This window comes from Streptomyces indicus (assembly GCF_900100315.1).
GTDB classification, from domain to species: Bacteria; Actinomycetota; Actinomycetes; order Streptomycetales; family Streptomycetaceae; genus Streptomyces; species Streptomyces indicus.
In genome coordinates this window covers 248066-261361 of the sequence record NZ_FNFF01000003.1, presented here as the reverse complement: position 1 = coordinate 261361, position 13296 = coordinate 248066, and the positions used below count along the sequence as shown (strand labels likewise).

The following is a 13296-nucleotide window of genomic DNA, read 5'->3' as shown; positions in this document are numbered from 1 at the left end:
GGTGGGTCCGGTCACCTGCACCGGCAGGGGTGCGGTCCGACCCGAGGCCCACACCATAACGACAATCGTTTCCATTAAGCTACCCCGGGGGTCGCGGCCGACGGCTGTCCTGCCGTCTCGGACCCCGCCCCTGCCACCTGCCCGCCCACCGTGAACGACGGGAGCGCCCCACGTTGACCAGCTCACCCACCCATGCACCGCCCGCACCGCCGCAACGGCCGGTCCTGCGGGAACCCGCCTTCCTGCGCCTGTGGTCCGGCACCACCGCTTCCGGCCTCGCGACTTGGGCGCTGCCCTTCGTGCTCGGCCTCGCGGTGCTCCAACGCGACCTGAGCGCCACCGGGTTGGGGCTCGTGCTCGCGGCCCGTACCGGTGGATTCCTGCTGGCCGTGGCGGTCGGCGGCGTGCTCGCCGACCGCCACTCGCGCCGTGCGGTGGTGCTGTGGTCGGGCCTCGCGGCGGCGGCCGCCGCGCCGCTGCTCGCGGCCGGACTCGGGCGCTCGACCGCGCTGATGGCGGCTGCGGCGGTGCTCGCGGGCGCCGGTCAGGGCGCCTGCCGCCCCGCCTTCCAGGCCCTCACCGCCGAGACCGTCGACCCGGACCGCCGGCAGCAGGCCAACGCGGCCATGACCTTCTCGGTCCGGGTCAGCGCCCTGCTCGGGCCCTCGCTCGCCACGATGCTCGCGGCCTTCTTCGACTCCTCCGCGCTGCTGCTCGGCATCGGCGCGCTGTGGCTGATCGCGGCCCTGGCACCCGGCCGCGGCGCGCCGCGCGACTCTGTCGAGACTCCTCAACGGGCGTCCCTGCTGGGCGAGTTCATGGAGGGCGTGCGCGAGGCGCGCCGGCACCCCTGGTTCCTCGCGGGTCTCGCCGCCCTGACCGCGGTCATAGCCACCGGCTACTCGGCCACCGGGGTCGCCCTGCCGCTGATCAGCCGCGACCGCTACGACACGGGGGTGGTTCTCGCGGCGGCGACCACCGCGTACACCCTCGGCGCCCTCGGCGGCGCCCTGCTGATCGCGCGGTGGCGCCCCCGCTCCCAGGGCTGGGCGGCCCTGGCGGGCCTCGCCGCGTACGGGTTCGCGCCGCTTGCCCTCATGCTGCCCGTGCATCCCGCCGTGGTGGTCGCGGCCTACGCGGTCGCGGGCGTGGGCATCGAACTGTTCAACGTCCCCTGGTTCACGGCCACGCAGCGGGAGGTGGCCCCGGACAAGCTGGCCCGGGTCTCCTCCCTCGACTTCCTGCTCTCGTACGGCCTCGCGCCCGTGGGCCTCGCGGTGATCGCCCCGGCGATCGGCGCGTTCGGGACGGGCCCGGTGCTCGCGGTCTGCGCGGCCACCTGCTTCCTCGCGCCATTGGCGGCGGGGACGGTCCGCACGGCCCGGCACTTCTCGCGGGGGACGGGGGAGGCAGCCGTCTCGTAGCGAGGGCTTCGCGCTCGGTCCCGGGGTTCGCGCACGGGCCCTCTCCTACGGGGCTCGCGCGCCGGCCCTTACGCGGTGTCGCGCACGCGCACCAGATACGCCGCCGTCACCGCGACCGCCCGGTCCTCGTCCTCCGACAGGGTGCGCAGGGCGGCAAGGGCCCGCTTGCCGGGGATGTCGGCGAGGGCCTGCGTCAGGCGTGCGCGGGCGGGTGCCGTGGTGGCAGGGTCGGCGAGGCGGCCCACGAGACGGGAGGCGATCCGGTCGGCCGCAGCGGGCTCACCGGCGAGCGCACTGAGGGCGTCGGCCGCGTCGGTGTCGTTACGCCCGTCCACGACCATCTCCACGAGGACCGGGACCGCGTCGGCCTCGCCGCGTGCGCCCAGCGCCACTGCCGCGCATCCCCGGACCACCGGATCGTCGTGCGCGAGGGCTTCCCGCAGCTGTGCGGCGGCCTCCTCGCCCGGAATCTCGACAAGAGCCCGTACGGCACGCTCTCGCACCGAGGCCACCGGTGACCCGAGTCCCTTCGCGAGGAGGGCCGCGGCGCCGGGGCCGGAGCGGGCCAGCGCCCAGCGCAGGGCGCCGGCGACGTTGGCGTCGCCCTCGCCCAGCGCCGCCTCGACCAGGGCCTCGACGGGCAGGGCGGGCTCCTCGCCGGAGGCCAGGGCGGCGCGCTGGCGGGTGTCGGCGCTCTTCGAACCCAGCGCCTGAAGGAGCGCCACGACGTGCAGCACCTCCTCCCAGCCCGCGGGGTTGGTGGCGTCGATCCGTCGCAGCCGGGTCAGCAACTCGGTCTCGGCGGCGATGCGTTCACGCGTCCGCTCGATGAGGTCGTCGACCAGCGCCGAGGGGGCGAAGCCGGGGTCGTCGAGCGCGCGGCCGATCTCCCGCAGCGACAGACCGAGGGACCTCAGGCTCTCGATCTGGAAGATCCGCTGGATGTCCTGCGCCGCGTACTCGCGGTAGCCGGATCCGGTGCGCCCCGAAGGGTGCACCAGACCCAGCGACTCGTAGTGCCGGAGCATCCGGGCGCTGACCCCGGACCGCCGCGCCACCTCACCGATCAACACGCCTGCGCCACCTCACTGTTCACCGCACCCGGGACGCCATGCCAGCGGGCGGTCGGGACTCAATCGTCGCCCGCGGGCCGGTCCTGGAGGGCGACGACGCGCTTCGCCTCCTCGACCGCGAAGGCGAATCCGGCGTCCGGGTCGCGCAACAGCCGCTCCGTGGCGAGCGCGTGTGCCCGTACGCCCGGGTCGGCGGCCGTCGCCGCGGCCTCCAGTGCGGGCAGGATCGACTCGCCGAGTGCGACCAGCGCGCGGCTGAGGCTGAGCTGCGTCTCGCGCCCGCCCCGCCCGAGCTGAGTCGCCAGCTCGGCGGCGAGCGCCGGCTCCGCACCCTCCGGCACGAGCACCACGGCGGCCCGCCACGCACTGCGCGCCACCTCGTCGTCCGCGTCGGTGAGCAGGGCGTGCGTGATCTCGGGCCACGCGCGCCCGTCCCCGACCTTGGACAGGGTGTGCAGCGCCTGACTGCGCGCCTGGGCCCGCTCCGAACGGAGCTCCCGCAGCAGCACGGGCAGCGTGCGGGACGCGGGGTGGCGGGTGAGCGCCCAGGTCAGCATGTCCCGTACGAAGAACTCGGGCTCGACCGCACACCGCTCCACGAGCACAGCCACGTCCCCCGGCTCCGGCGCGCTGCCGACGGCCAGGGCGGCCCGCAACCGCACGGTGGCACTCGCGTCCGCCAGCCGGCGCCGCACTTCGGTGTCCAGCCTCGCCATGGTCATCGGGACCACCTCCTCGGCAAGCAGTGAAAACGTTGCCACCGTGTCAAGGTCAAACGAGACGGCGACGCGGGTCGCGCTCTCGTGCTTCACCGCAGGGCTCGCTCCAAGGTCGCCCGGTGCAGGGCTGTCCAGTCGTACGCGGCCCGAATCTCCTCAAGCACGCCCGCGCCGCGCAGCCGCGCCATCGCCGCATCGCCCGCGTCCGCCGCCCGCGCGATCCCACGCCCGCACCGCTCCTGCCACCACAGCACCGTCTCCACGAGCCCGGACCGCCCCTCGAGCCCGTACGCGTCCGCGACCAGCCGCATCCGCCGCCCCGCCTCCGCGGGCTCGGCCCCGGGGCCCAGGCACAGGAACTGCCAGCAGACATGGGCGACATCGTGGATGCGTCTCCCCGGAGCGGCGAGGTCCCAGTCGATGAACGCCGCGGGCCGCCGGCCGCGGTCCGTCATGCGATAGACGGTGTTCTTGGGTGCAAGGTCGTTGTGGCAGACCACCTCCGCCGTCCCCGCGAGATCGGTCCCCGCGGTGAGGTCGTGGAACCGCCGGACCAGGCGGGCCGCCGCGGCCAGGCTCTCGTCCGAGAGGACGTCCGCCGGTTGCTCGGGCTCCCAGGCCACATGCCCCGGCAGGTAGGTGAGGACCTCCCGGCCGTCACCGTCGCGGCCGAGGTGACGCGGCGCCCCGTCCCAGCCGCGCGCCTCGAAGAGCTCCAGGAGCGCTGCGACGAAGTCCGCCCGCGGCGGAGGCGTGCGCCGCACCGTGTCCCCGACGCGGACGACACGGTTGACGAGCCCTCCGGGCAACGGCACCTCATGCATCGGCCCAGGCTGCCACGCCCCGGCCCCCAGGCACGCATGATCCGATGACTCGTTGCATAAGAGTACGGCGGCACGTATAGTCATGCCATCGAGAGGGAGGCAGGGAACCATGGTGGTACGTGCCGCAGTGGCCGGAGCGAGTGGGTATGCGGGCGGAGAGCTGCTGCGTCTGCTGCTTGCCCACCCCGGTGTCGAGATCGGCGCCCTGACCGGGAACTCCAACGCCGGCCAGCGCCTCGGCTCCCTGCAGCCGCACCTGCTGCCTCTCGCCGACCGCGTGCTCGAGCCGACCACGGCCGACGTGCTGGCCGGGCATGACGTCGTCTTCCTCGCGCTGCCGCACGGGCAGTCCGCCGCGGTGGCCGAGCAGCTCGGCGACGAGGTGCTCGTCGTCGACATGGGGGCCGACTTCCGGCTGAAGGACGCGGGGGAGTGGGAGAGGTTCTACGGGTCGCCGCATGCCGGCACCTGGCCGTACGGACTGCCCGAGCTGCCGGGCGGGCGTGAGGCGCTCGCCGGGTCGAAGCGGGTGGCCGTGCCCGGCTGCTACCCGACCGCCGTCTCGCTCGCCCTCGTCCCCGCGTACGCGAACGACCTGGCCGAGAGCGACGCGGTGATCGTGGCCGCCACTGGCACCTCGGGCGCGGGCAAGGCCCTCAAGCCGCACCTGCTCGGCTCCGAGGTGATGGGGTCCATGTCGCCGTACGGTGTGGGCGGCGGGCACCGGCACACCCCCGAGATGGCGCAGAACCTCTCCGCGGCCGCGGGCGAGCAGGTGTCGGTCTCCTTCACCCCCACCCTCGCGCCCATGGCCCGCGGCATCCTCGCCACCTGCAACGTCAAGGCGCAGCCGGGCGTCACCGCCGAGTCCGTCCGGGCCGCCTACGAAAAGGCGTATGCGGACGAGCCGTTCGTGCACGTGCTGCCCGAGGGGCAGTGGCCCGCCACCGCCTCCGTGTACGGCTCCAACACCGTGCAGATCCAGGTCGCGTACGACGAGAGCGCCCGGCGCATCGTCGCCATCAGCGCCATCGACAACCTCACGAAGGGCACCGCGGGCGGTGCCGTTCAGTCCATGAACATTGCTCTGGGTCTCGATGAGACCACCGGGCTCTCTACGATCGGAGTCGCGCCGTGAGTGTGACGGCAGCCAAGGGATTCCAGGCCGCGGGCATCGCCGCCGGGATCAAGGAGAACGGGAACCCCGACCTCGCGCTCGTCGTCAACCGCGGCCCCCGCCAGGCGGCGGCCGGCGTCTTCACCTCCAACCGCGTGAAGGCCGCTCCCGTCCTGTGGTCCGAGCAGGTCCTGAAGGGCGGCATCGTGTCCGCCGTCGTCCTCAACTCCGGTGGCGCCAACGCCTGTACGGGGCCGAAGGGCTTCCAGGACACGCACGCCACCGCCGAGAAGGTGGCCGACACGCTGGACCTCAACGCGGGTGAGGTCGCTGTCTGCTCGACCGGGCTCATCGGCGTGACTCTGCCGATGGACAAGCTGCTGCCGGGCGTCGAGCAGGCCGCCGCCGGACTCTCCGAGCACGGCGGCGAGAAGGCCGCCATCGCCATCAAGACCACCGACAGCGTGCACAAGACCGCCGTCGTCACCAGGGACGGCTGGACGGTGGGCGGGATGGCGAAGGGCGCGGGCATGCTCGCGCCCGGACTCGCCACCATGCTGGTCGTCCTCACGACGGATGCCGCGCTCGACAGCGATGTCCTCGACAAGGCGTTGCGGGACGCCACCCGGGTCACGTTCGACCGGGTCGACTCCGACGGCTGCATGTCGACCAACGACACCGTGCTGCTGCTGGCCTCGGGCGCCTCCGAAGTCACCCCGGAGTACGAGGAGTTCGCGGCCGCCGTGCGCGAGGTGTGCGACGACCTCGGGCAGCAGCTGATCCGCGACGCCGAGGGTGCGAGCAAGGACATCAGGGTCGAGGTCGTGAACGCCGCGAGCGAGGCCGACGCCGTCGAGGTCGGCCGGTCCATCGCGCGTAACAACCTCCTGAAATGCGCCATCCACGGCGAGGACCCCAACTGGGGCCGCGTGCTCTCCGCGATCGGCACCACCAAGGCCGCGTTCGACCCGAACCAGCTGAACGTCGCCATCAACGGCGTCTGGGTCTGCAAGAACGGCGGCGTGGGCGAGGACCGCACCAAAGTCGACATGCGCTACCGGGAGGTGCACATCGTCGCGGACCTCGCGGCCGGCACCGAGACCGCCACGATCTGGACCAACGACCTGACCGCCGACTACGTCCACGAGAACAGCGCCTACAGCTCATGACCGACAAGACGAGCTCCACCCGCAAGCACACCGCCCTGCCCAAGGCGCAGATCCTCATCGAGGCGCTGCCCTGGCTCACCCGGCACCGCGGCAAGACGGTCGTCATCAAGTTCGGCGGAAACGCCATGGTGGACGAGGAGTTGAAGGCCGCCTTCGCCCAGGACGTGGTCTTCCTGCACCACGCCGGACTCAAGCCCGTCGTGGTGCACGGCGGCGGCCCACAGATCAGCAAGGCCCTCGACCGGCACGGGATCGTCAGCGAGTTCAAGGCCGGCCTGCGCGTCACCACCGAGGACGCCATGGACGTCGTACGGATGGTGCTCGCCGGACAGGTGCAGCGCGAGCTGGTCGGGCTGCTCAACCAGCACGGCCCGCTCGCCGTCGGCCTCACCGGCGAGGACGCGCACACCATGACCGCGACCAAGCACCAGCCGCGCGTGGACGGCGAGTTGGTGGACATCGGGCGGGTCGGCGAGATCACCGAGATCGACACCGGCGCCATCGAAGCCCTGCTCGCCGACGGCCGTATCCCGGTCGTCTCCTCGATCGCCCGCTCCCAAGATGACGGACATGTCTACAACGTCAATGCTGATACGGCGGCTGCGGCACTCGCTGCTGCGCTGGATGCCGAAACCCTGATGGTCCTGACCGACGTCGAGGGCCTCTACGAGGACTGGCCGCACTCCGACGAGGTCATCAGCAGGCTCACGGCCACCGAACTCGAAAAGCTGCTCCCGGAGTTGGCGAGCGGCATGGTGCCCAAGATGGAGGGCTGCCTGCACGCCGTGCGCAACGGGGTGCACACCGCCCGCGTCATCGACGGACGCGTCCAGCACTCGATCCTGCTGGAGATCTTCACCGACGAAGGCATCGGCACGATGGTCGTGCCGGACGCCGCTCCCGACGGTCCCGAGGGGGAAGCAGCATGAGCAACGCCGCCATCGCGGGGCGCTGGCAGAGCGCCATGATGAACAACTACGGCACCCCGCGCATGACGCTCACCCGCGGCGAGGGCCTCAAGGTCTGGGACGCCGACGGCAAGGAGTACCTCGACTTCGTCGGCGGCATCGCGGTCAATGCGCTCGGGCACGCCCACCCCGCCGTGGTCCGCGCGGTCAGCGACCAAGTCGCGACCCTCGGCCAGATCTCCAACTTCTTCATCGCCGAGCCGACCGTCGCCCTCGCCGAGCACCTCCTGCGCTGCTTCGGCCGCGAGGGCCGGGTCTTCTTCTGCAACTCCGGTACGGAGGCGAACGAGGCGGCCTTCAAGCTCGGCCGGCTCACCGGCCGCACCCACATGGTCGCGACCGACGGCGGCTTCCACGGCCGGACCATGGGCGCGCTCGCGCTCACCGGACAGCCCGCCAAGCAGGCCCCGTTCGCCCCGCTCCCCGGTGAGGTCACGCACGTACCGTACGGAGACGTGGAGGCGCTGCGCGCGGCCGTCACGACCGACACCGCCTTCGTGATGATCGAGCCGATCCAGGGCGAGAACGGCGTGGTCGTGCCGCCGGCCGGCTACCTCGCCGCCGCCCGCGAGATCACCCGCGCCACCGGCACGCTGCTCGTCCTCGACGAGGTGCAGACCGGGGTCGGACGGACCGGGCAGTGGTTCGAGTACCTGGCGCACGAGGGCGTCGAGCCCGATGTCGTCACGCTCGCCAAGGGCCTCGGCGGTGGTCTCCCGCTCGGCGCGGTCGTCGCGTTCGGCGCGGCGGCCGATCTGCTCCAGCCCGGCCAGCACGGCACGACCTTCGGCGGCAACCCCGTCGCCTGCGCCGCCGGTCTCGCCGTACTGGAGACCATCGAGGCCGAAGGCCTGCTCGACAACGTCAAGACGCAGAGCGCGAAGCTCGTCGACGGAATCGAGAATTCCGGACATTCCCTCGTCGGCCATGTCCGGGGTGCGGGCCTGCTGCTCGGTATGGTGCTCACCGAGCCGCTCGCGCCCCAGGTGCAGCAGGCGGCTCAGGACGCCGGGATCCTGGTCAACGCGCCCGCGCCCGACGTGGTCCGCCTGATGCCGGCGCTGACCATCGGCGACGCGGAAGTGGAATCGTTCCTCCAGGCCCTGCCCGGCATCTTGGACCAGGCGCTCGCGGCCGGCCGGGCCGACGGGGAGAAGTGACGCGGGAATGAGACGACGACGATGAGCCAGGCGCAGGAGAACGAGCACGGGGGGCCGTCCGTACCGCAGACGCGTACGGCACGGCACCGCCGGATCGTGGACATCCTCAACCGGCAACCGGTGCGCTCGCAGAGCCAGTTGGCGAAGCTGCTCGCGGACGACGGCCTGTCCGTCACGCAGGCGACGCTCTCGCGTGACCTCGACGAGCTGGGCGCCGTGAAGATCCGCAACACCGGTGGTGAGCTGATCTACGCGGTGCCGAGCGAGGGCGGCTTCCGCACCCCGCAGGCGCCGCTGGGGGAGTCGGCGAAGGAGGAGCGCCTGAAGCGCATCGCGGGTGAACTCCTCATCTCCGCCGAGGCGTCCGCCAACCTCGTGGTCCTGCGCACGCCGCCCGGCGCCGCCCAGTTCCTCGCCTCCGCCATCGACCAGGCCGAACTCCACGTCATCCTCGGCACCATCGCCGGCGACGACACCCTGATGCTCATCAGCCGCGACCCGGCGGGCGGCCAGGCCCTGGCCGACCACATGCTGCGGCTCGCCCAGAACGAGCGCTGAGCGGAGCGCTCGGCCTCCGCAGCCCGAAGACCGGACACCGACACCGGGTCCCGGCGACAGCCGTGGCCCGGTGCTCGCATGTCCTGGCGCACGCTCCCTCCGCGCAGCCGGTGCATAAAAACACGGCGCTTGCATGACCATGCGGAGTGATGCATACTCTTCCTATGTCCAAGGTCCTCACTTCCCTTCCGGCCGGCGAGCGCGTCGGCATCGCCTTCTCCGGTGGTCTCGACACCTCCGTCGCGGTCGCGTGGATGCGCGACAAGGGCGCCGTTCCGTGCACGTACACCGCCGACATCGGCCAGTACGACGAGCCCGACATCGCCTCGGTGCCGGGCCGCGCGAAGACCTATGGTGCGGAGATCGCGCGTGCGGTGGACTGCCGTGCCGCGCTCGTCGAGGAGGGCCTTGCCGCGCTGACCTGCGGTGCGTTCCACATCCGCTCCGGCGGCCGTGCGTACTTCAACACCACGCCGCTCGGCCGGGCGGTCACCGGCACCATGCTGGTCAAGGCGATGCTCGAGGACGACGTCCAGATCTGGGGCGACGGCTCGACGTACAAGGGCAACGACATCGAGCGGTTCTACCGCTACGGCCTGCTCGCCAACCCCAACCTGCGGATCTACAAGCCCTGGCTGGACGCCGACTTCGTCGCCGAGCTCGGCGGCCGGCAGGAGATGTCCGAGTGGCTGGTCGCACACGGCCTGCCCTACCGGGACTCCGCCGAGAAGGCGTACTCCACCGACGCCAACATCTGGGGTGCCACCCACGAGGCCAAGCTCCTGGAGCACCTCGACGCGGGCGTCGAGACCGTGACCCCGATCATGGGCGTGAAGTTCTGGGACCCCTCGGTCGAGATCCCCACCGAGGACGTCACCATCGGCTTCGCCCAGGGCCGGCCCGTCACCATCAACGGCAAGGAGTTCCCCTCCGCCGTCGACCTGGTGATGGAGGCCAACGCCATCGGCGGCCGGCACGGCCTGGGCATGTCCGACCAGATCGAGAACCGGATCATCGAGGCCAAGAGCCGGGGCATCTACGAGGCCCCCGGCATGGCCCTGCTGCACGCCGCGTACGAGCGGCTCGTCAACGCCATCCACAACGAGGACACCCTCGCCCAGTACCACAACGAGGGCCGCAGGCTCGGCCGGCTGATGTACGAGGGCCGGTGGCTGGACCCGCAGGCGCTGATGGTGCGTGAGTCCATCCAGCGCTGGGTCGGCTCGGCCGTCACCGGCGAGGTCACGCTGCGGCTGCGGCGGGGCGAGGACTACTCGATCCTCGACACCCAGGGCCCGGCCTTCAGCTACCACCCGGACAAGCTCTCCATGGAGCGCACCGAGGACTCCGCGTTCGGCCCGGTGGACCGGATCGGCCAGCTCACCATGCGGAACCTCGACATCGCCGACTCGCGCGCCAAGCTCGAGCAGTACGCGGGCCTCGGCATCCTGGGCGTGGACTCCGCGGCCGCCACCGGCCTGATCGGCACCATGCCCGAGGGCGGCGCCCAGGCCATCGCCTCGCGCGGCGAGGCCGCGGACGACGACGAGGCCCTGGACCGGGCCGCGATGGAGTCCGGCACCGACTGACCGGCGCCCGCCCCGCGTAACGTCGGTCGCCTCCCCGTCCTTCGGCGGGGAGGCGACCGTGCCACCACCCTCCTGAGGAGCACCCCGCAGTGAGCACCCCCGCCGACAACCTCCGCCTCTGGGGCGGCCGTTTCGCCGACGGTCCCTCCGAGGCCCTGGCGAAGCTGTCCGCATCCGTCCACTTCGACATGCGGCTCGCCCCGTACGACATCGCCGGTTCGCGCGCCCACGCCCGCGTCCTGCACAAGGCCGGGCTGCTCACCGCCGACGAGCTCGAGCGCATGATCGCGGGGCTCGACCAGCTCGAACAGGACGTCGCGAGCGGCGAGTTCACCGCCACGATCGCCGACGAGGACTGCCACACCGCCCTGGAGCGGGGTCTCCTGGAGCGGCTCGGCGCCGAGCTCGGCGGCAAGCTGCGGGCCGGCCGGTCCCGCAACGACCAGGTGGCCACGCTCTTCCGGATGTACCTGCGCGACCACGCCCGGATCATCGGCGGCCTGATCGCCGACCTCCAGGGCGCGCTCGTCGGCCTCGCCGAGGCGCACCCGGACGTCGCGATGCCGGGCCGGACCCACCTCCAGCACGCCCAGCCCGTGCTCTTCGCCCACCATGTCCTCGCGCATGTGCAGTCCCTGTCCCGGGACGCCGAGCGGCTGCGGCAGTGGGACGAGCGCACCGCCGTCTCCCCGTACGGCTCGGGTGCGCTCGCGGGCAGCAGCCTCGGCCTCGACCCCGAGGCGGTCGCCGCGGACCTGGGCTTCGAGCACGGCAGCGCGGGCAACTCCATCGACGGCACGGCCTCGCGTGACTTCGTCGCCGAGTTCGCCTTCATCACGGCGATGATCGGCGTGAACGTCTCCCGGATCGCCGAGGAGATCATCATCTGGAACACGAAGGAGTTCTCCTTCGTGACCCTGCACGACGCGTTCTCCACCGGATCGTCGATCATGCCGCAGAAGAAGAACCCGGACATCGCCGAGCTCGCGCGGGGCAAGTCCGGCCGCCTCATCGGCAACCTGACGGGCCTGATGGCCACGCTCAAGGCCCTGCCGCTCGCGTACAACCGCGACCTCCAGGAGGACAAGGAGCCGGTCTTCGACTCCTGCGACCAGCTGGAGATCCTGCTGCCCGCCTTCACCGGCATGATGGCCACGCTCACGGTCCACCGGGAGCGCATGGAGGAGCTGGCCCCGGCCGGCTTCTCGCTCGCGACCGACATCGCCGAGTGGCTGGTCAAGCAGGGCGTCCCGTTCCGGGTCGCGCACGAGGTCGCGGGGGAGTGCGTCAAGGTCGCGGAGTCCGAGAGCAAGGAGCTCGACGAGCTGACCGACGAGCAGTTCGCGAAGATCTCCGCCCACCTCACCCCGGAGGTCCGCACGGTCCTCACGGTGCCGGGCGCGCTCGCCTCCCGTAACGGCCGCGGCGGCACCGCACCGTCCGCGGTGGCGGCCCAACTGGCCGAGGTCAAGCAGGACTTGGCGGTCCAGCGGGCCTGGGCCGACGCGAAGAAGTAGGCCTGCGGGCGGAGCGGCCCACCGCAGCCGCCTCTCAGGACGCGTGCACCTCGTCGAAGAGCGCCACGGCTTCGGCGGGGTCCTCGCTCACCAGCCGTTCCAGACCCGCCGTCGTGAGCGCCGCCCACCGTGCGGCCCGCGCCCCCGCCCGCCCCTCGAAGGCGCGGACGGCGGCGTCGGGATCCGCGGGACCGGCGGCCAGGCACTCCGCCAGCTCGGCGCCCTCCAGCATCGCGAGGTTCGCGCCCGCGCCCAACGGTGGCATCAGATGGGCCGCGTCGCCCAGGAGCGTCACGCCGGGGACGTGCGTCCAGGTGTGCGCCACGGGCAGGACGTGGAGCGGGCGGCGGGCGAACTCGGCGCCCTGGCGCAGGAGTTCGAGGACCGGGTCCGCCCAGCCTTCGAAAAGCGCGAGCAGGCGCGCCCGCATCGCGGCGGCGTCGCCCGGGTCCAGGTCCGCCGCCCAGTCGAGCGGCGCGCGGAACTGCGCGTACACCTTCACGTGGCCGCCGCTGTTGCGCTGGGCCACGACCGCCCGGTTCACCCCGTACACCGCGAGCGAGCCCTCGCCGACCAGCCGCGCGAGCGCGGGATGCCGGGTGTCGACCTCGTCGAGTGAGGTCTCGACCAGGGTGACGCCGCTGTAGTGCGGTGTCGCCGCTGACACCGCCGGGCGGACCTTGGACCAGGCGCCGTCCGCGCCGACCACGAGGTCGAAGTGCTCCGCGCGCCCGTCCGCGAACTCGACCCGTACACCGTCCGGTTGTCCGGGCAGCACCCGCACCACGCCCCGGCCCCAGCGCACATCGAGCGGGCCGAGCAGGAGATCGCGGAGCTGTCCGCGGTCGATCTCGGGGTTGGCCTGTTCATCCCGCCGCGGGCGCCAGTCGCGTAGGACCGTCCCGTCCGGGGCGAGGATCCGCATCGCCTGGCCCTCGGGCCGGGACAGCGCGCGGAACTCCGCGAGCAGCCCCGCCTTGTCGAGGGCGCGCTGCCCCAGCTCTTCGTGCAGGTCAAGGGTGCCGCCGGGAGGGCGCGCGTCCGGCGCGGGGTCCCGTTCGAAGACGGTGACGGCATGGTCGTGGCGGTGCATGACGCGGGCGAAGGTGAGGCCTGCGGGCCCGCTGCCGACTACGGCGATACGCTGTCTCATGTCGATACACTGTATCGGAATCGTA

12 protein-coding genes are annotated in these 13296 nt (G+C 72.4%); 8 read left to right on the top strand and 4 right to left on the bottom strand.

The window, feature by feature from the left end:
* The first annotated feature begins 173 nt into the window (after positions 1-173).
* Entirely contained in the window at positions 174-1424 is a 1251-nt protein-coding gene (locus tag BLT97_RS10700) for an MFS transporter (RefSeq protein ID WP_093608583.1), read from the top strand.
* Positions 1425-1492: 68 nt separating this feature from the next.
* Here BLT97_RS10700 and BLT97_RS10695 read toward each other — a convergent pair whose 3' ends face one another.
* From BLT97_RS10695 to BLT97_RS10685, 3 genes are all read right to left on the bottom strand, one after another.
* On the bottom strand, positions 1493-2497 hold the full coding sequence (locus BLT97_RS10695; protein ID WP_093608582.1) for a HEAT repeat domain-containing protein: 1005 nt from the start codon (positions 2495-2497) through the stop codon (positions 1493-1495).
* A gap of 59 nt (positions 2498-2556) precedes the next feature.
* The gene (locus BLT97_RS10690; RefSeq protein ID WP_107407005.1) at positions 2557-3219 is read right to left on the bottom strand and encodes a HEAT repeat domain-containing protein; all 663 of its coding nucleotides are present in this window, start codon (positions 3217-3219) and stop codon (positions 2557-2559) included.
* A gap of 86 nt (positions 3220-3305) precedes the next feature.
* Positions 3306-4040, bottom strand: a complete 735-nt coding sequence (locus BLT97_RS10685) for a phosphotransferase (protein ID WP_093608581.1) — start codon at positions 4038-4040, stop codon at positions 3306-3308.
* Positions 4041-4149: 109 nt separating this feature from the next.
* Here BLT97_RS10685 and argC point away from each other — a divergent pair, with 109 nt between their 5' ends.
* The 7 genes from argC (at position 4150) to argH (ending at position 12118) form a co-directional block, all read left to right on the top strand.
* Entirely contained in the window at positions 4150-5178 is a 1029-nt protein-coding gene (gene argC, locus BLT97_RS10680) for an N-acetyl-gamma-glutamyl-phosphate reductase (RefSeq protein ID WP_093608580.1), read from the top strand.
* Positions 5175-6326 (top strand): bifunctional glutamate N-acetyltransferase/amino-acid acetyltransferase ArgJ, encoded by a 1152-nt coding sequence (gene argJ, locus BLT97_RS10675; protein ID WP_093608579.1) that lies wholly within the window; start codon positions 5175-5177, stop codon positions 6324-6326. The genes argC and argJ overlap by 4 nt, the downstream gene beginning before the upstream one ends.
* On the top strand, positions 6323-7255 hold the full coding sequence (gene argB, locus BLT97_RS10670; RefSeq protein ID WP_093608578.1) for an acetylglutamate kinase: 933 nt from the start codon (positions 6323-6325) through the stop codon (positions 7253-7255). Before argJ ends, argB begins: the two co-directional genes overlap by 4 nt.
* Positions 7252-8454 (top strand): acetylornithine transaminase, encoded by a 1203-nt coding sequence (locus tag BLT97_RS10665; protein WP_093608577.1) that lies wholly within the window; start codon positions 7252-7254, stop codon positions 8452-8454. Before argB ends, BLT97_RS10665 begins: the two co-directional genes overlap by 4 nt.
* A 21-nt stretch (positions 8455-8475) precedes the next feature.
* Positions 8476-9012 carry an arginine repressor gene (locus BLT97_RS10660; protein ID WP_093608576.1) on the top strand — a complete coding sequence of 179 codons (537 nt, stop codon included), beginning with the start codon at positions 8476-8478 and terminating at the stop codon, positions 9010-9012.
* Positions 9013-9176: 164 nt separating this feature from the next.
* Positions 9177-10601: an argininosuccinate synthase gene (argG, locus tag BLT97_RS10655; RefSeq protein ID WP_093608575.1), complete on the top strand. Its 1425-nt coding sequence runs from the start codon at positions 9177-9179 to the stop codon at positions 10599-10601.
* 89 nt (positions 10602-10690) lie between these two features.
* Positions 10691-12118, top strand: coding sequence for an argininosuccinate lyase (argH, locus tag BLT97_RS10650; RefSeq protein ID WP_093608574.1), 1428 nt, complete (start codon positions 10691-10693; stop codon positions 12116-12118).
* 34 nt (positions 12119-12152) lie between these two features.
* On the opposite strand, the gene BLT97_RS10645 is transcribed toward argH, so the two are convergent.
* On the bottom strand, positions 12153-13271 hold the full coding sequence (locus BLT97_RS10645; protein ID WP_093608573.1) for an FAD-dependent oxidoreductase: 1119 nt from the start codon (positions 13269-13271) through the stop codon (positions 12153-12155).
* Between the last annotated feature and the right edge of the window lie 25 nt (positions 13272-13296).

Coding starts and splice junctions, on each gene's coding strand:
- BLT97_RS10685 (WP_093608581.1), bottom strand. CDS start 4,040: ATGCATGAGGTGCCGTTGCCCGGAGGGCTCGTCAACCGTGTCGTCCGC.
- argB (WP_093608578.1), top strand. CDS start 6,323: ATGACCGACAAGACGAGCTCCACCCGCAAGCACACCGCCCTGCCCAAG.
- BLT97_RS10690 (WP_107407005.1), bottom strand. CDS start 3,219: ATGACCATGGCGAGGCTGGACACCGAAGTGCGGCGCCGGCTGGCGGAC.
- BLT97_RS10645 (WP_093608573.1), bottom strand. CDS start 13,271: ATGAGACAGCGTATCGCCGTAGTCGGCAGCGGGCCCGCAGGCCTCACC.
- argC (WP_093608580.1), top strand. CDS start 4,150: ATGGTGGTACGTGCCGCAGTGGCCGGAGCGAGTGGGTATGCGGGCGGA.
- BLT97_RS10660 (WP_093608576.1), top strand. CDS start 8,476: ATGAGCCAGGCGCAGGAGAACGAGCACGGGGGGCCGTCCGTACCGCAG.
- BLT97_RS10665 (WP_093608577.1), top strand. CDS start 7,252: ATGAGCAACGCCGCCATCGCGGGGCGCTGGCAGAGCGCCATGATGAAC.
- argG (WP_093608575.1), top strand. CDS start 9,177: ATGTCCAAGGTCCTCACTTCCCTTCCGGCCGGCGAGCGCGTCGGCATC.